Origin of the sequence: Nocardia sp. NPDC050412 (assembly GCF_044458825.1) — a bacterium.
Classification (GTDB): Bacteria; Actinomycetota; Actinomycetes; order Mycobacteriales; family Mycobacteriaceae; genus Nocardia.
The window spans coordinates 170,698-187,311 of the sequence record NZ_JBITIJ010000001.1 but is presented as its reverse complement, the minus strand read 5'-3'; the positions used below and the strand labels follow the sequence as shown (position 1 = coordinate 187,311).

The window sequence follows — 16,614 nt, the reverse complement described above, 5'->3', positions numbered from 1 at the left end:
CATTCTTTTCTGTAGATGAGCCAAGCGGATCACGTCGATAAGCCTGATCTCACCGGACAATCGTCCCATGGATTCACGGCAGAATACGCATAGTGTGATCCAACCAACCCTCAGCGCCGGTACGGTCACCGACGCGCGACCATCGCTCTGGCGCCCCGGAGATGAGCGTCGGTACCCCACCTGAGCCCTGGACCTGCTGCAACACTGCTCGCAATAGTTGGCATTTCGATGGAGGCGATGATGGGTTGATGACGCGAAGCAACGAGGACATGGGGTCGGCGGGAGCGGGCGGAGCGCTCGCGGCCGGTGCGGTGATGTCCGTTGTCGCTACTGCACCCGCGCCGCTAGAGATCCGGGTGCTCGCATTGAACACGTGGCACAGTGGCAGCAAAGTCTCCAATGGTATTCAACTGATCACTGATCTCATCATCTCGACACAGGCATCGGTCGTGCTGCTCTCGGAGGCAACCGAAGCGACGACCGCCGTCGCGGCCGAACTGGCGCGGCGGGGGCACGAATTCAACGCCGTCGCCTCGCACGACACGGGAATTCTGTCGGTGTCTACGGTCCAGGACAGCGCCGATCTGCAATGGATGGTCAAGGCGCGGTTGAACATTGACGGAAAGCGCCTTACCGTCTACTCCGCACACCTGGAGTATCGCTGGTACGCCTCCAACCTGCCCCGAGGGTACGGACCCGGGGCCCCGGCGCCCGGTGAGTTCGCCGAGCACGAGTGGAACAAGCTGCCGGACGGCCCCGTGACCGACGCCGCCGTGATTCAGCGGGTCAACGCGGCTTCGGACCGCCCCGAAGTCATCAGCAACTTTCTCGCGGACGCGAAAGCCGAGATCGCCGACGGGGCCTCGGTGATCATGGGTGGCGACCTGAACGAGCCGTCGCTACTGGACTGGACGCCCGCCGCAGCGAACTTGTTCGATCACAACGGTGTCGTGTTGGCGTGGGAGACCACTCGACGCCTGCACGAAGCCGGATTCATCGATGCCTACCGATCGATGTATCCGGACCCGGCCACCCATCCCGGCCTCACCTGGCCCTCGGACAACGTCGATGTCGATGTCTCCGAACTCGCCTGGGCTCCCGAGGCCGACGAACGCGACCGCGTCGACTACATCTTCGCCCATGGTGCCGCACTGCGCCTGTCTGCGGTGGGCATCATCGGCCCGCGCGGGTCCATCGTGCGCGGTACCCGAGCGCAAGAACCAACCCAGGACAATTTCCTCGTCACGCCAGCGCAGTGGGGCAGCGACCATAAAGGCATCTTGGCGACATACCAACTCATCGACTGAGGCCATTTCCTGCGCGGGATGTCACCGGTGGCCGGTGCCGTCCTGCCGTGGCGGTTCGACGCGTACCAGCCCGGGCTGGAAGGCGATCACGACGAGTTGGGCGCGGTTCTGGACGCCCAGTTTCGACATGGCGCGCTGGACGTCGGCTCTGTCGTCGGCATCGTGCGAGTGAAGGCCGTTGCGCGTACTGCGGATGCAGTACGAACACCCGCCGAGTACTCGATCCGCAGGCCGCGTGCGATAAAACACCGGCCCGTTCATCGCAGCCATCCGAGCCATGGACGGCATCTGTTCGACTGATCCCGGAATATCGACGACCCCACCGAATTCGTCCTGGGGAGTCCGGCTGGTGTTCTCTGGAACATTAGTGACCGCACCTGATTGCGGCAGTCGGGTACCGCACTACTCATGCAATTGGTGGGCGATGCGATCAGTATTGAACAGTATCCGGGATATTTTTTACCGATGCAATTAATTGAGCGGTGAACTATATGCACTCCCACGAACAGCAATCGGACCAAAGAAAATGTAGACAACGGCAGTGATCGGTGTGCCAGGGTAGGTGAATTGTGGCTGGTCAACGCAGCGCATTGATAGTTGCTTGCGATAGCTATCTGGATCCCAGTCTGCGTAAGTTGCGCGCTCCGACCCGTGACGCGCAGGCGCTTGCCGACGTTCTGCAGGATCCACTGATCGGAGGCTTCGAAGTGCATACGTCGGTGAACGAGCCGGCACATGTGGTGGGCGAGGCGGTCGAGGGGTTCTTCGCTGACCGAGTACCTGAAGATCTGCTGCTTCTGCATTTCTCCTGCCACGGTGTCAAGGATGAGGACGGAGAGTTGTACTTCGCCGCGTCGAACACGAAGCTGGGGCGCCTGGGCGCCACAGGTGTGGCAGCGGAGTTCGTGAACCGCCGGATGAACCGAAGTCGATCGCGGCGCATCGTGTTGCTATTGGACTGCTGCTACGCGGGCGCCTTCGAAAGGGGCATGACGCACCGGGCAGGAACCGGAATGCACCTGGAACAGTTGAGCGGGCGAGGCCGTGCGGTGATCACCGCGTCGAGCGCGATGGAATATTCGTTCGAAAGCGGAGAACTCACCGACACCGCCGATGGTGACCCGTCGGTCTTCACCGGAGCGTTGGTCGATGGTCTTTCGACAGGCGAAGCGGATCGAAACCAGGACGGTTTCATCACCCTCGATGAGTTGTACGACTACGTGTACGGCAAAGTCCGATCTTCCTCGCCGAACCAGACACCCGGGAAATGGGTATTCGGTGTACAAGGTGAGCTGTATATCGCCCGACGCAACCGGCGGTTGGCCGAACCCATGCCCTTGCCTGCCGAACTTCAAATGTTGATAGACAATCCCCTGTCCAGTGTTCGCGCTGTCGCTGTTCGTGAGCTCGAAAAGCTCCTGCGCGGTGTGCATCTCGGGCTGGCCGAGGCCGCGCAACAGAATTTGCGCGACCTCGCCGAGGACGACAGCCGCGCAGTATCGGCGGCAGCCGAAGCCGCGCTCCACGCGGACATCCCCTCCCCCGGTCCGCTGTTTCCCGCGCCGATCACCGACCAGACGAAACCGCCGCCACCGGCAGCTGCTGACACCATCGCACCACAGCCACCGCACCCGTTCACCGATGAAGCCGCCACCGCTTCCTCGACTGAACCGCAGCGACTCCACCCACAGCGCAGGACGCGGATCCCGCCGCCTCCCGCCGAACCGTCCGGGGAATCTCGGCAGCCGAGCAGAAAGCCGGTCCAGACGGCCGATGCCCGTCAATCCGACCCGGTCATGCTGCCACGCATCGCCGGTGCTTTGATGCTGTGCGGCGCCGTTTTGATGGCCTGCAACCCCTTTGTGCCGTATGGCCGAGCGTCCGACGCGAGGGTGCTCGCCCTCGGTCCTGAGGCAGTAGCGCCGGCCTTCGTAATGGCCGCGCTGGCAGCGTGCGCCGGAATAAGCCTGCTCGGTGCGCATAGAGGGCGGTTGATCGGCGCAGGCATTGCGTTGGGATTCAATGCCACGGTGCCGTGGTTCCTATGGAATCAGTGGGGCCCGTGGACAGACTGGGGGGCGGCGACGTGGTTGTGGTTCGTCGCACTCCAGTTATCGGTGCTCGCCGCGGGTTTCGCGACGTCGACAGTCATTCGAACGGCCGGAGTGCACCTCCGGTTTCAGCTGCCCACCGACCCCGGCGCCCGGACGATGGGATGTCTCGGCCTCGGTATAGCGCCGCTTCTCCTCTACGCCGTCACTACGTGCTCAGATGCGCCACAACGCTGGGGAGTCCTCGCCTTGATGGTCATGGCGGTGGCGGTACCGATCTGCGCCGCGATCGCGGCGCCGCGCGAGTTCGGAGTCGCGCTTCTCGCCGGCTGGTGTGGCGCGGCCGGGCTCGTTGCCTATTCTTCGATTCGCCTGCCCACGCCCGATAACCTCAACACCGAAGTCGTCATCGTCTTCGTACTGACAATGACGGTGGCGGTCACGACCGCGGCCATCGCCGCCGCATCTGAATCGAGGGCCGCACGGTCGCGCACGGCCCCCATGCTCACCCACTCGCGTGACGCTCGATAAAAGCGGATACCAATTGCATCTCGGTCTCCGAGGAGGCATTCGTCAGCTCGAGTCGATCCTCGCCTATCTGCACGCTGATCGCGAGATGCTCTTGGTTGGACCGCCAGCCACGCAGCGTGTCCAAAAGCTGACGCAGCGCTACCAGGCCCGGACCGATCCCGACGACGAGCTGACCGACCAGCTCCGTACCGAGTCCGCGGGTACCCGTCGGAGCGGGTCCACCGCTGACAGCGGAGACGTGATCGACATCCAGATCCAGCAATTCCGATCGAAGTTGCCGGGCGCTGCCATCGAGCTGCTCGATGTCGAGATCTTCGCCGAACAACCTGACGTTCACATCGACGACGCGGGGCATAGAACCTCCACGATGAGGAAATGGTCGCTGCCGGTAGGTTACGAGACTTTTCCTCGCCCGAGTGTAGCCCGACGAGATCAGACCTACCTGTAGGAAGGCCAGACGTTGGTGACGCCGGTCGTGAGCCGTGACCCTGGTGGCTGGCCGTCGGCTCCGCTGTGCGGTCGGTGGTAGTTGTAGTGGACTCCATCTCTGCTGCCACGTGGGCAATCGGTCGAGTCCGGCAGCGCTCGATCCCAACTACCCCATGATCGCCCACCCCGCCGCCCTCGATGGGCTCGACGAGCTCGATCTGGACGAAACCACCGTCAGCTGTACCTACACGGCAACGCCGCCCGAGTCTTCCACCTCGACTGATCACGTCACGGTCCAGTGTCCCGCCACTGCGTGCCCCTCGGCGCGACACCCGTTCACAGCAACAACTTCGACCCCCTCGCCACCCAACCGATAAGGACAACTCCGCTCTGTTTCGCAGGGGCCGTCCAAGCCGACCTCGATGTCAGTCGAGCAGCGATATTCCGAGTGCGTCGGCGAACACCCGGATCATGTTCTGCACGCCGATCTCGTTGCGGCCGATGATCATGTGGTCGTGCTGGCCTTGGCGGACGCCCTCACCGCATTGCGGGAGCATGACGAAGTCCTCGTCGCGCACCGCGGCGTGGACCTGGTTGTAGATCTGGTCATATAGATCGCGCTGCTCGTCGGTGGTAGCCGGGATGCGGCCCATCCAGCTGTGACGGACGGTGCAGCGGGTGGGTGAGGCGGCCGGCAACATATCGATGATCTCCACCCCTACCGGGCTGTTCGCCAGGATGAGGTTCGGGTAGATCCAGTAGATGACACCCATCTGTTGGGAGGGATCCCATGATGCGGAGGGGTCCGTCTCGAGGTTGGTGATCCAGGTGAAGGGAAAGCCCATTCGGTGGTGGTTGCCGAATTTGTCGAACACCATCGTGTTGGGCAGCGTGTTCTGGCCGATCACGCCTCCGCCGTGCACGAACGGGAAGTGGTATCCCTCGGCGAAGGCTTCAAGAGCGCCTTTCCAGCTGACTTCGGACTGGAATTCGCGGTCGTCGTGGTAGCCGTAGTCGGCGTAGTTCCATTGCGCGAGTTCAGCATCCAAGGGGCCTAAGTGAGCGCTGAGCTCGATGTCGGCTCCGGCGGTCAGTACGGCCCAGATGAAGCCGTGGCGTTCTTCGCTGGGTAGTTCGACCAGACCGTAAGTGGCACGGTCGATCCCGGTGAATCCTTCCTTGCCGGGCATACCCACCAGCTGGCCGGTGGTGTCATAGGTCCACGCGTGGTACGGACAAGTGAAGCGCTTCGCGTTGCCGGCGCCGCAGGCGGGCATGGCCCCGCGGTGGCGGCAATAGTTCAGGAACACATGGCTTTTGCCGCCGCTGTCGCGGGTTATGAGCAGCGAGTCGCCGAGCACGGAGCGCACTACATAGTCGTTGGGTGCGGCGAGCTGGGCGCTGGGCACGATGGCCAACGGCGTGCGCCGCAGGATGGCGTTGATCTCTAGTTCGGTCAGCTTCTCGTCGCGGTAGTAGTTCAGCGGCACCCGCAGTACGTCCTCGGCCATCTGGGTGCTGCTTTTCAACGCGAAGTCGAGGGCGCGGCGGGTGAGGTTCTCGTCGAGGGGTGCGGGACCGATGAGGGGCTGATTGTGCATCGCGTACTCCTTCCATACGCAACGACCATACATTAAATGTCAAGTCGTATGGTCTCGCCTTATCGCGGCTCTCACCGACGCGATAGGGTGACGAAATGCGCACCCACGGCTGGGCCGGAGCCAGGCCAACCAGCGACGCAGAGGCCGTCGATCGAATCCTCGAGGCGGCCCGCTCGGCGATCGAACGCGGCATCGAGCCCGGAATCGCCGACATCGCGCGCACACTCGGAGTCACCAGGCAAACGGTCTACCGCTACTTCCCTGGCACCGAAGCCCTGCTCGAGGCGGCCGCGGTACGTGCGGCCGGCGACTTCCTCGATCGACTCGCCACGGATCTGGCCGGTATCAGCGACCCCGCGACCGCCGTCGTCGAAGGCATCGCCCTGACACTCGAGCGGCTACCGCTCGAGCCGCAGGTGGCGCTGTTGATGACCCCGGGCCGACGCAGTGGGCTGGCAGCGGGCGTGACCTCGTCGATCGCCCGGGATTTCGGCCGCTCGATCCTGGACCGTTTCGACGTGGACTGGGCGGCAGCGGGATTCGACGACGGTTCACGCGACGAGCTGGTCGAGATGATGCTGCGCACGCTGCAGTCGTTCATCATCGATCCCGGCGAACCGGCACGCGATGGCGAGGACATGCGGCGCTATCTACGGTGCTGGGTTGCGCCGGCGTTGGAGCCGGGCCGGGTCAGGCCCTGATGCCACTCCGATCCAGCTTGTAGCCCAGAAACAACATCACCGGAAATCGTGCACGATCTCCGGATCGGAATTGCTGTAAGGACAGGCGAGGAAGATTCGCCGATCATGACAGCCGGGAGACCCATTCGCTGTCGAGGTCGGCAACGGCAATGTGGCGCTGGATGTCGCCCGGGTACTCACCGCAGATCCGGACTCCCTGGCCCGCACCGACATCGCCGATCACGCGGTGGATGCGTTGCGCCACAGCGGTATTCGGGAGGTCATCCTGCTGGGCCGCCGCGGGCTGCCACAGGCTGCGTATACCGGCCCGGAGTTCCTCGCCCTCGGACAGCTGCCCGGGATCGACATCGTGGTCGACCCCGCCGATCTCGATGACACCGTGCGGGCCGCACTCTCGGATCCGGGCACGGATCCGGCGACGCGGCTCAAACTGACCTTGGCCGCCGAGTACGCCTCGCGTGCGCGGACCGGAGCCAGGAAGCGAATCGTGTTCCGATTCCACGTCTCGCCGACGAGCCTGAGTGGGAAGCAACGAGTCGATGCCGTACACCTGGTCCGCAACGAACTCCACGAAACACCGGATGGCCTCATCGCGGTGCCGACGGCCCACGCCGAAAGGCTGGACGCCACACTGGTGCTGCGGGCGGTCGGCTATCGCGGCGCACCCGTCCCCGATGTACCGTTCGATCCCACGGCCGGAGTCATCCCGAATGAACACGTCCGAGGCCTCGACAGCGCGGCAGCGGTGATACCGGGTGTCTATGCCACAGGATGGATCAAACGCGGTCCACGTGGCGTGATCGGAACCAATCGGCGCGACGCGGAGGAGACCGTGGCCGCTGTGGTAGACGACTTCCTCGCCGGACGTCTGACGCCGCCCCGCAGCGATCGAGAGGCCCTGTCGGCGTTACTGACTCGACGATGCCCGAATCTGGTCGATCGCGACGGCTGGGGACTGATCGACGCCGCCGAGCGTGCGAACGGCGAGAAGACGAAGCGCCCTCGAGTCAAGTTCATCCGGCTGAACGAGATGGTCGACACCGCCCGTCGCGGCTGACCGTCGGGGCGGGACGATCGCTCTCGCCCGCCCCGACACCGACTCAACGCCGGTCGATCATGTGGTTCAGTTCCTCCATCGACCACGGCTGCTCGTGCGCATGGTCGCGGTAACCCAGCGGCGTCGCCACCGGACGTTCGAACCTGCCGACGAATCCGCCTGCGGCGATGAAGATCTCACCGGTCACGGCACGAGCGGCATCGGAGGCCAGATAGACGTAGAGCGCGGCGGCGTATTCCGGTGGCGGTGCGTCGAGCGATCCACGCATACTCATCTCGTCGAGCAGGCCCCGCCGGTGCAACTGACGAATATGCGCTTCGTAGTCGGGGCCGGAGGACAGCCGGGTCTTCGCCCCCGGGCAGATGGCGTTCGCTCGAACGCCGGACTCCTTCAGCTCGGCGGCCATCGCCATGGTCAGGCTCGCGACCGCGCCCTTGCCAGCGGGATAGCCCGTACCCCCGTAATCACCGAGGTAGGCGAACGATCCGGTATTGATGATCGAACCGGCACCACGCGCCGCCATCAGTGGCGCCGCCGCGCGGCAGGTGTTGAAGACCGTCGTGAGATGTGAATCGAGAAGCTCGCGCCACTCGGCGGCTGTCACGGTCAGTATGGATGATCCGGACGGCTCGGCGATTCCCGCGCAGTTCACCAGGATGTCGATACGGCCGTACGCCGACTCACAGGTCGAGACGAGCAGTTCGGCGACCCCCTCGTCCGCGGCGGAGCCCGCTATGCCCAGCGCCTTTCCACCACTGTGGGAAATGGTTTCGGCCGCTCGGCGCACCGCCGTCGCACTGCGCGAATTGACCACGACGCCCGCGCCATGGGCGGCCAGTGCGCTCGCGACGGCCAGGCCTACGCCGCTGCCACCTCCCACGACAACGGCCCCGCGGCCGGTAAGTTTCTGGTCTACGGACATCTCCGGCTCCTCACTGCCGCGCGGTCGACGCGGCGATATGGACTTGTCAGCGGGTCACGCGCGAGAGGATGGATCCAAGGCGGCCAGCTTGGCGCTGAGGCGATCGAGATAGTGCAAGACTTCCTCGGTGGATCGGTCCGGAAGCCCGTAGAGCACATCCGTGACCCCCTCGGCGGACCAGCGCGCGAGCTTGTCCGGATCCGGTTTGAAATCCAGCGCGACAACGCGGGGCCGCCCCGATCGACCGGCATCGGCCCAGATCTTTTGCAACAGCTCGAGTCTGACGGAGATGTCGGTTTCGGTCGGGGTGGTGATCCAGCCGTCACCGCTGCGTGCGATCCACTGGAAGGTCTTCTCGGTACCGGCGGCCCCGACGAGAACCGGGACGTGGGACTGTATCGGCTTGGGCCAGGCCCAGCTGGGACCGAAGCTCACGTACTGGCCGTCGTAGCTCGCCTCCTCCTGAGTCCACAGCTCCCGCATCGCCTCGACGTATTCGCGCAATACAGTGCGCCGCTTGTTCGGCGGTACACCGTGATCGGTGAGTTCGTCTGTGTTCCAGCCGAACCCGGCCCCAAGGGTGACGCGGCCGCCGGGATCATGGGACCAATCGGTCTCGGCGAAGGCGTTCTGTGCCGCGCCGACGGCCGCGTCCATGTCCTCGGCCGAGGCGTTGGCGGCGTGGCCGAGGACTGCCTCGGTCGCGGATTGATCGTCTCGAAGAAGGCCCGAGCCGCCAGGGACCAGCTTGCCGCCGATCAGCAGGGGCGTTCCCACGGGAGGGACGAAGCCATTCAGGATGCAAGCTCCGATATATGTCTGGACAAGTGTTCGGAATATAGTTCGGATAGATGACCGGGCGCAAGACCAACGCCCCGCGCCAATCTCCTTCGTCTCCTTCGCCACGGCGGCGAACCCCGTTCACGCTGGATCGTGGCGACATTCGGAGTTGGCCTTTGTGATGAACAGCAGTCGGTGATACTGTCCAGACACATGTCCAGCTGTGTGTCTTCCTGGAGAGGGGCGCAATGACTTCGGCCACAGTGGAGCCGTTCACGTTCGACCCTTACGACTATCGGTTCCATGACGATCCCTACCCGACCTACGAGCGCCTGCGCACCCACGCCCCGCTGTACCACAATCCGGAGCTGAACTTCTGGGCACTGTCGCGGCACGCCGACGTCATCGCTGCCTTCCGGGACAACATGCGCCTGTCCAGTGCCAATGGTGTGTCGCTGGATCCCGCCGCCTGGGGCCCGCACGCGCACAGGACGATGTCCTTTCTCGCCATGGACGATCCGCGGCACGTGCGCATGCGGCGGCTGGTCTACAAGGGCTTCACGCCGCGCCGGGTGACCGAAATGGACAGCCGGATCCACGAATTGACCCTCGAGCACCTGGAACCGGCGCTGGCGCGCGGAACCTTCGATTGGATCGAGGATTTCGCCGGGAAGCTGCCCATGGACGTCATCTCCGAGCTCATGGGCGTGCCGGAATCCGATCGCGCCGAGGTACGCCGGCTCGCCGATCTGGTCGTCCACCGCGAGGAGGGCGTGCTCGATGTGCCGGTCGCGGCCATCGAAGCCGCGCTGAAACTACTCGGCTACTACAGCGACATGGTCGCCGAACGGCGGCGCACGCCCACCGAGGATCTCACTTCCGCACTGCTGCAAGCCGAGATCGATGGCGATCGACTCAGCGACGAAGAGATCATCGGATTCATGTTCCTGATGGTGGTGGCCGGGACCGAGACCACCACCAAACTGCTCGGCAACGCCCTGTACTGGTCGGCACGCAACCCGGGCGAATACGCCAAGGTCTTCGCCGACGCCGACCTGGTACCGGACTGGGTCGAAGAGACACTGCGCTATGACACCTCGAGCCAGATCGTGGCGCGTAGCGCCGCGACCGATATCGACATGCACGGCTTGACGATTCCGGCCGGTTCGAAGGTACTGCTGCTCATCGGCTCGGCCAACCGAGACTCGGAGGTGTTCGAAGACGGCGACTCTTATCGGATCGACCGTCCCGACAAAGGCAACCTCGCCAGTTTCGGTGCGGGAGTGCACTTCTGCCTCGGCGCTCACCTGGCTCGCTTGGAAACCACGATCGCCCTGCGCGAATTCGCCTCTCGCGTACGCGGTTACGACCTCGTCGAGGCCGGCATCGAACGCGTGCACTCGACGAACGTCCGCGGATTCGCCAAACTTCCCATCACCGTGGAGGTCCGGTAATGCCACGGTTCGAACCCCACCCCGACCGCCGGCCTGCCCTGATCGCCGGGGCGTCCTCCGGCATCGGCAGAGCCACTGCCGAAGCGCTTGCCGAACTCGGCTATCCCGTGGCCCTGGGTGCCCGTCGCATCGAGCAGTGCGAGGCCCTCGCGGCCAAGATCGCGAGCAACGGAGGTGAAGCCTTCGCGCACTACCTCGACGTCGGCGACACCACATCGGTCGACGCCTTCGTCACGGCCGCCGAGGCCGCGCTCGGCCCGGCCGAGATCGTGGTGTCCGGAGCCGGCGACCTGTCGTTCTCCCTCGTGCACGAGATGAGTCCCGAGCACTTCCTGCAACAGATCAACGTTCACCTGATCGGCGTGCAACGGCTGGCCAACCGCGTCATCCCGGGCATGATCGCCAGACAGCGCGGCGATTTCGTGATCATCAGTTCCGACACCGCGAACAACCCCCGCCCGCGCATGGGGGCCTACCCCGCCGCCAAGACCGCGGTCGAGGTCATGGCCCGGCAGATGTGGATGGAGTTGGAAGGCACCGGCGTTCGGGCCTCGCTCGTGCGGCCCGGCCCGACTCTCACCGGCATGGGCATGGACACCACCGCGGAGATCATCGGCCCGGTACTCGAGGACTGGTCGAAGTGGGGTTTCGCGCGGCATCCCGAAATGCTGCGCGCCGCCCATCTGGCCACCTCCATCGTCGCGGTCGTCTCCGCACCGCGCGGCGCCCATATTCAGCTCACCGAAGTCCAACCCGAGGCCCGGGTGCTCTCCGGCGACGCAGGGAGCGGCTCATGAAGATCACCGTCGATCTGGATCTTTGCCAAGGCCACGCCGTGTGCCAGGCCGAGGCGCCGGAGGTCTTCACCGTGCCCAAGCACGGCAAGGTCGAAATCCTCGACCCGAATCCGGGTCCCGCTGCCCGTGCCGCCGTCGCAGAAGCCGTCCGCTACTGCCCCACCCAAGCGCTGTCGATCACCGACGGCGACGACTGACCACCGACCGAGAACCGAAAGGATCCCTGCCATGGCCGATTTCGACCGCGCCGAACTCGACATGATCACCGACAACGCGCTGTCGGACGGCATGCGCAAGCGCATCGAACGGGCCACTTCGGGTGAGAAGCTGCCCGGCTGGTACACGATCGGCGAAGCGCCGGTGCCACTGTGGTGAGTGCGAAGTCCGAGCGCGCCGGGAGCTGGCGATTTGTTTTCTACGAGCCGACAAGCCCTTCGCCGAAGCCGGTGAAGTCGCGATCACCCGGTTCGGTACTACTGGCGCCGAGTTCCGCTTCGCCGACCGCGGCATCCCGCTGCCCTTGACCGTGGTCTGAGCACCACTGAGAGACGAATTCCCATGGCGTGCAACTTCGCTGACCTATTCGAACATTCCGTCGACGCGATGCCGGAACGCATCGCGCTGATCCACGGCGGGCGGCGCATCACCTTCGCCGAACTCGACGCCCGGGCCAATCGGCTGGCCGATCACCTCGCTTCGATCGGTGTGCGCACCGGCGCCCATATCGGTTTCCAGATGCACAACAGCATCGAGACCATGGAGACCCTCCTCGCCTGCTTCAAGCTGCGGGCGGTCCCGATCAATGTCAACTACCGCTACGGCGTCGAGGAGCTGTGCTACCTCTACGACAACGCCGATATCGAAGTCCTGGTATATCACCGCAGTTACGAACCTGCTGTGGCACAGGCACTCTCGCGCGTGCTCGGAGTGCGCCACGCCATCGTGGTGGACGACGATCTGTGCAGCGAGCACCTCGACAGCACGGCTGGCATCTACGAGGCGGCCCTCGCCGCCGGATCGCCCGCGCGTCGCGAGATCGAGCGCAGCGCCGACGACCTGTTCATGATGTACACCGGCGGCACCACTGGCATGCCCAAAGGCGTGATGTGGCGTCAGGAGGACATGTGGCGGGTCCTCGGCGGCGGCATCGATTTCTACACCGGCGAGCCCGTCGCCGACGAATTCCAGCAATCCCGGGTCGGCGCGCAGACCGATCCCAGCACCTGGCTGATCCTGCCGCCGCTGATTCACGCCGCGGCGATGATGCCCACGTTCACCGCGCTGTGGACCGGCAACGCCATCGTGTTCGAGTCGAAGTTCGATGCGCGACAGGTGTGGCGAACGGTGGAACGCGAACGGCCGCAGGTCATGGTGATCACGGGCGACGCCATCGCCCGCCCACTGCTCGACGCCTATGCCGCCGTCCCGGTGGACGCGTCCTCGCTGCTGGCCATCGCCTCCGGCGCGGCGCTGCTGTCCCAGCCGGTGAAAAACGCTCTGCTGGAGAAGTTTCCGTCCACGGTGGTCTCCGACTCCATCGGATCATCCGAAACAGGTTTCGGCGGAATCGGTTTCGCCACCAAGGACGATGATCCGGGCCGCGGACCGCGCGTGCAGACCGGACGCGGCGCTGTGGTGGTCGACGACTCCGGGCGGCCGGTCGCGGCCGGCGCGCAGGGCTGGCTAGCGAAAACCGGCTCGGTGCCGCTGGGTTACTACAAGGACAGTGCAAAGACAGAGCGCCTGTTCAAGACCGTCGACGGAGTCCGCATGGTGGTCACCGACGACCGCGCCCGCGCCGAGGCCGACGGCTCCATCACCTTGCTCGGCCGCGGCAATATGGTGATCAATACCGGCGGCGAGAAGGTGTACGTGGAGGAAGTCGAAGGTGTTCTGAAATCCCATGATTCGGTGTTCGACGCCGTGGTTGTCGGCATCGCGCACGAGCGCTGGGGCCAGCAGGTCGCCGCGGTGGTCTCCATCGCAGGCGATGGGCCGCTGGACTTCGGCACGCTGACCGCCCACGTGCGCCGCCACCTCGCCGGCTACAAGGTGCCTCGCACCATCTGGGTCGCCGAAACCATCACCCGCTCCCCCAGCGGCAAACCCGATTACCGGTGGGCCAAAGACTATGCCGCCACCCACATCCCGGACCACCGGGGCGGATGGAGAGACGATCGATAGCGAATCGCCGGACAGGGCATCGGGGCCATGTCAATTGTCCTGGTCATGAGACTACAGTAGGATCCAGACACATGTCCGAACTCGCATCTACCGGCATCGAAGCAACTCGACGGCGTCTCACCGAGAAGCAGGCCGACACCGTCGACCGCCTGACCGCGGCGGCAGTCGATGTGTTGTCCCGCGAAGGATACTCCGGCACAACGATACGACTGGTCGCCGCCGCTGCGGGTGTCGGTACAGCCACCGCCTACACGTATTTCTCCTCAAAGGAGCATCTGGTCTCGGAGGTGTACTGGCGCCGCCTGATCGCCGCTCCACCACTGGAGACCCGCGACGAGGACCCGGCCACGCGTGTGGTCGCGGTCCTGCGTCAGATTTCCATGTTGGTAGCCAACGAACCAGCATTGGCGAGCGCGGTCAGCAATGCCCTACTCGGCGACGATCCCGACGTACAGCATCTGCGGGTGCGAATCGGCAGAGAGATTCGCAGCCGACTCGCCGATGCGCTCGGATCGAAAGATTCCGAACGTCTCTCGATGCTGGAATTGCTCTACGCGGGCGCACTGTTGCAGGCAGGCATGGGCCTGCTCTCCTACGAAGCGGTCGCCGACCTCCTGGAAACCTCCACGCGGCGCCTGCTGGCCGATCCGGGCGCCGGCAACTGATCGGCGGACGCCGGCGAGGACGAGTCCCTCGTCCATCCGGCTCGTCGTGTCCGAATGCTCCACGCGGCGATGGTGCGGGCGGCAAGTGTCGCCCAGGCGTAGAAAATGATCCGCTCACCTCAGCAGGGCCAACACCTCCGGCGTCTTCCTCGCGACCCGCCGGTCCACACTGAAACTTCCCGATTCGATACGGCCGAAGGCCGGGAACAAGCCAGTAGGTGATCGGGACAGCACACTAGGCCTTTGCTCCGGCGATGCATGCCCGGCCGAACCGCTGTCCGGCGCGGTTGCGGTCGCCGTGGTCGTCTCGATGCCTTACTCGTGCGCCTGGCGTCGGAGGACCGACCGCTACCGCGGCAACGACCACAGGATCACCTGCTGCACCTCGCAGCTTCGGCGCCTCGGATCTCTCTTCGTCTTCTTACCGGCTCGAGCAGCGTGCCGCCTGAAAGACGCTGCGGCGCAAGCCGACATCGTTCTCCTCTCCCGCGACTCGTCGGACATGCGCAACGCAACGGCACATTCCGCGGCGATGTGGCCGTCGTACGCGCCGCGCATCGCACAGGCACTGGCGGCCCACAGCATTCACAGCTGCGCAATCGGCGGACTTCGCGAACATTCCCCGGCCCACGAGATCAGCGCACTGGCAGTCGTCATCGAGCGCCGGTGGTGGTACCGGGCCTGGCAAAACGCTGGAAGCCTTGTCGCGCAGCTTTAACCATAGTACTGTCCGGACACATGTCCATCATGTGTCTGGACAGGTATCCCGGGAAGGATTTCCAATGACGCTGGTCAAGCCGCAGCGAGTGTCCGGAGGCGAGGACGAGCACGGGCACCTGGAGGAGTTCCGCACCGATCCGATCGCGCTGATGCGGCGAGTTCGCGCCGAATGCGGAGATGTCGGGTCATTCGTGCTCGCCGGGCGCGATGTGATCCTGCTGTCAGGCGCCGAGGCCAACGAATTCTTCTTCCGCGCCAGCGACGAGGACCTCGATCAGGGCGCGGCGTACCCGTTCATGAAGCCGATCTTCGGCGAGGGCGTCGTCTTCGACGCTCCACCCGAACGCCGCAAAGAGATGCTGCACAATTCGGCCCTGCGTGCCGACCACATGCGCGGGCACGCCGCCACCATCGCGCGCGAAGTGGACCAGATGCTGGCTCAGTGGGACGACGAGGGCGAGATCGATCTGCTCGAATTCTTCGCCGAGCTGACCATCTACACCTCCTCGTCCTGCCTGATCGGCGTGAAGTTCCGCAACCAGCTCGACTCCCGCTTCGCGCATCTCTATCACGAACTCGAGCAGGGCACCGATGCCCTGGCCTACGTCGATCCCTACGCGCCGATCGAGAGCTTCCGTCGCCGCGACGAAGCCCGCGTCAAGCTTGTCGAACTCGTGCAGGCGATCATGGATCAGCGCGAGGCGAACCCACCGACAGGCAAGGACGACCGCGACATGCTCGACGTCCTGATCTCAGTGAAGGACGAGGACGGGTCGCCGCGGTTCTCCGCCAGCGAAATCACCGGCATCTTCATCTCCATGATGTTCGCCGGCCACCACACCACCTCCGGCACCGCGGCCTGGACGATCATTGAGCTGTTGCGCCACCCGGAAACACTGGCGAGCGTCGTCACCGAACTCGACGAGCTGTACTCGGACGGTTCGGAGGTCAGCCACAATGCGCTGCGCCAGATTCCGAATCTCGAGGCGGCGCTCAAGGAGGCGCTGCGGCTGCATCCGCCGCTGATTATCCTGATGCGCATCGCCCGCGACGAATTCGAGGTGTGTGGCAACCGGATCGCGCCGGGCGACATGGTGGCCGCGACTCCGGCGATCTCCAACCGGATTCCGGAGGACTTCCCGGATCCGGACACCTTCGATCCGAGCCGCTACCTCGATCCTCGGCAAGAGGACACCGTCAATCGCTGGACCTGGATCCCCTTCGGCGCGGGCCGTCATCGCTGCGTCGGGGCGCCGTTCGCGCTCATGCAGCTCAAGGCGATCTTCTCGATTCTGTTGCGGGACTGGGAGTTCGAACTGGCACAGCCGTCGAACACCTATCGCAATGATCACTCCAAGATGGTGGTGCAGCTACAGCAGCCGTGCCGTGTCCGCTACCGCCGCCGGCCGCGGTGA

General features: G+C 64.7%; 14 protein-coding genes and 2 pseudogenes. 12 read left to right on the top strand and 4 right to left on the bottom strand.

From position 1 onward, the window contains the following. Nucleotides 1-248: 248 nt before the first annotated feature. The 3 genes from ACIBI6_RS00835 to ACIBI6_RS00825 all read left to right on the top strand — a co-directional run bounded on the left by ACIBI6_RS00835 (nucleotide 249) and on the right by ACIBI6_RS00825 (nucleotide 3,889). Complete coding sequence (locus tag ACIBI6_RS00835; RefSeq protein WP_396954921.1) at nucleotides 249-1,307, top strand: endonuclease/exonuclease/phosphatase family protein; 1,059 nt, start codon at nucleotides 249-251, stop codon at nucleotides 1,305-1,307. Between the two features lie 18 nt (nucleotides 1,308-1,325). Further along, the gene (locus ACIBI6_RS00830) at nucleotides 1,326-1,607 is read left to right on the top strand and encodes a hypothetical protein (RefSeq protein ID WP_396954920.1); all 282 of its coding nucleotides are present in this window, start codon (nucleotides 1,326-1,328) and stop codon (nucleotides 1,605-1,607) included. 269 nt (nucleotides 1,608-1,876) lie between these two features. Next, complete coding sequence (locus tag ACIBI6_RS00825) at nucleotides 1,877-3,889, top strand: caspase family protein (protein ID WP_396954919.1); 2,013 nt, start codon at nucleotides 1,877-1,879, stop codon at nucleotides 3,887-3,889. Here the strand turns inward: ACIBI6_RS00825 and ACIBI6_RS00820 are convergent. Together ACIBI6_RS00820 and ACIBI6_RS00815 are read right to left on the bottom strand one after the other, a co-directional pair. Then, nucleotides 3,864-4,244 (bottom strand): hypothetical protein, encoded by a 381-nt coding sequence (locus tag ACIBI6_RS00820; protein ID WP_396954918.1) that lies wholly within the window; start codon nucleotides 4,242-4,244, stop codon nucleotides 3,864-3,866. The genes ACIBI6_RS00825 and ACIBI6_RS00820 overlap by 26 nt on opposite strands. Nucleotides 4,245-4,743: 499 nt before the next feature. Continuing rightward, nucleotides 4,744-5,919 (bottom strand): SRPBCC family protein, encoded by a 1,176-nt coding sequence (locus tag ACIBI6_RS00815; protein WP_396954917.1) that lies wholly within the window; start codon nucleotides 5,917-5,919, stop codon nucleotides 4,744-4,746. 95 nt (nucleotides 5,920-6,014) lie between these two features. Here ACIBI6_RS00815 and ACIBI6_RS00810 point away from each other — a divergent pair, with 95 nt between their 5' ends. Further along, entirely contained in the window at nucleotides 6,015-6,620 is a 606-nt protein-coding gene (locus tag ACIBI6_RS00810) for a TetR/AcrR family transcriptional regulator (RefSeq protein WP_364349742.1), read from the top strand. 151 nt (nucleotides 6,621-6,771) lie between these two features. Next, nucleotides 6,772-7,677 (top strand): hypothetical protein, encoded by a 906-nt coding sequence (locus ACIBI6_RS00805; RefSeq protein ID WP_396954916.1) that lies wholly within the window; start codon nucleotides 6,772-6,774, stop codon nucleotides 7,675-7,677. Between the two features lie 43 nt (nucleotides 7,678-7,720). Here the strand turns inward: ACIBI6_RS00805 and ACIBI6_RS00800 are convergent, their stop codons facing one another. Both ACIBI6_RS00800 and ACIBI6_RS00795 read right to left on the bottom strand, forming a co-directional pair. Beyond that, nucleotides 7,721-8,599 (bottom strand): SDR family NAD(P)-dependent oxidoreductase, encoded by an 879-nt coding sequence (locus ACIBI6_RS00800; RefSeq protein WP_396954915.1) that lies wholly within the window; start codon nucleotides 8,597-8,599, stop codon nucleotides 7,721-7,723. A 54-nt stretch (nucleotides 8,600-8,653) separates the two neighbouring features. Beyond that, nucleotides 8,654-9,202, bottom strand: a pseudogene (locus ACIBI6_RS00795) (LLM class flavin-dependent oxidoreductase); the annotation flags it as partial. 425 nt (nucleotides 9,203-9,627) lie between these two features. On the opposite strand from ACIBI6_RS00795, the gene ACIBI6_RS00790 reads away from it, so the two are divergent. The 7 genes and pseudogenes from ACIBI6_RS00790 (at nucleotide 9,628) to ACIBI6_RS00760 (ending at nucleotide 16,614) form a co-directional block, all read left to right on the top strand. Continuing rightward, nucleotides 9,628-10,833 carry a cytochrome P450 gene (locus ACIBI6_RS00790; protein WP_396954914.1) on the top strand — a complete coding sequence of 402 codons (1,206 nt, stop codon included), beginning with the start codon at nucleotides 9,628-9,630 and terminating at the stop codon, nucleotides 10,831-10,833. Next, a complete protein-coding gene (locus tag ACIBI6_RS00785; RefSeq protein WP_396954913.1) occupies nucleotides 10,833-11,630 on the top strand; it encodes an SDR family oxidoreductase in 798 nt (265 codons plus the stop codon). The genes ACIBI6_RS00790 and ACIBI6_RS00785 overlap by 1 nt, the downstream gene beginning before the upstream one ends. Beyond that, entirely contained in the window at nucleotides 11,627-11,827 is a 201-nt protein-coding gene (locus ACIBI6_RS00780) for a ferredoxin (protein WP_329408583.1), read from the top strand. Before ACIBI6_RS00785 ends, ACIBI6_RS00780 begins: the two co-directional genes overlap by 4 nt. A gap of 55 nt (nucleotides 11,828-11,882) precedes the next feature. Next, nucleotides 11,883-12,005, top strand: a pseudogene (locus ACIBI6_RS00775) (nuclear transport factor 2 family protein); the annotation flags it as partial. A 183-nt stretch (nucleotides 12,006-12,188) separates the two neighbouring features. After that, a complete protein-coding gene (locus ACIBI6_RS00770) occupies nucleotides 12,189-13,814 on the top strand; it encodes an acyl-CoA synthetase (RefSeq protein ID WP_396954912.1) in 1,626 nt (541 codons plus the stop codon). Nucleotides 13,815-13,885: 71 nt separating this feature from the next. After that, nucleotides 13,886-14,479, top strand: a complete 594-nt coding sequence (locus ACIBI6_RS00765; protein ID WP_364349723.1) for a TetR family transcriptional regulator — start codon at nucleotides 13,886-13,888, stop codon at nucleotides 14,477-14,479. 782 nt (nucleotides 14,480-15,261) lie between these two features. After that, nucleotides 15,262-16,614: a cytochrome P450 gene (locus tag ACIBI6_RS00760; RefSeq protein WP_364349720.1), complete on the top strand. Its 1,353-nt coding sequence runs from the start codon at nucleotides 15,262-15,264 to the stop codon at nucleotides 16,612-16,614.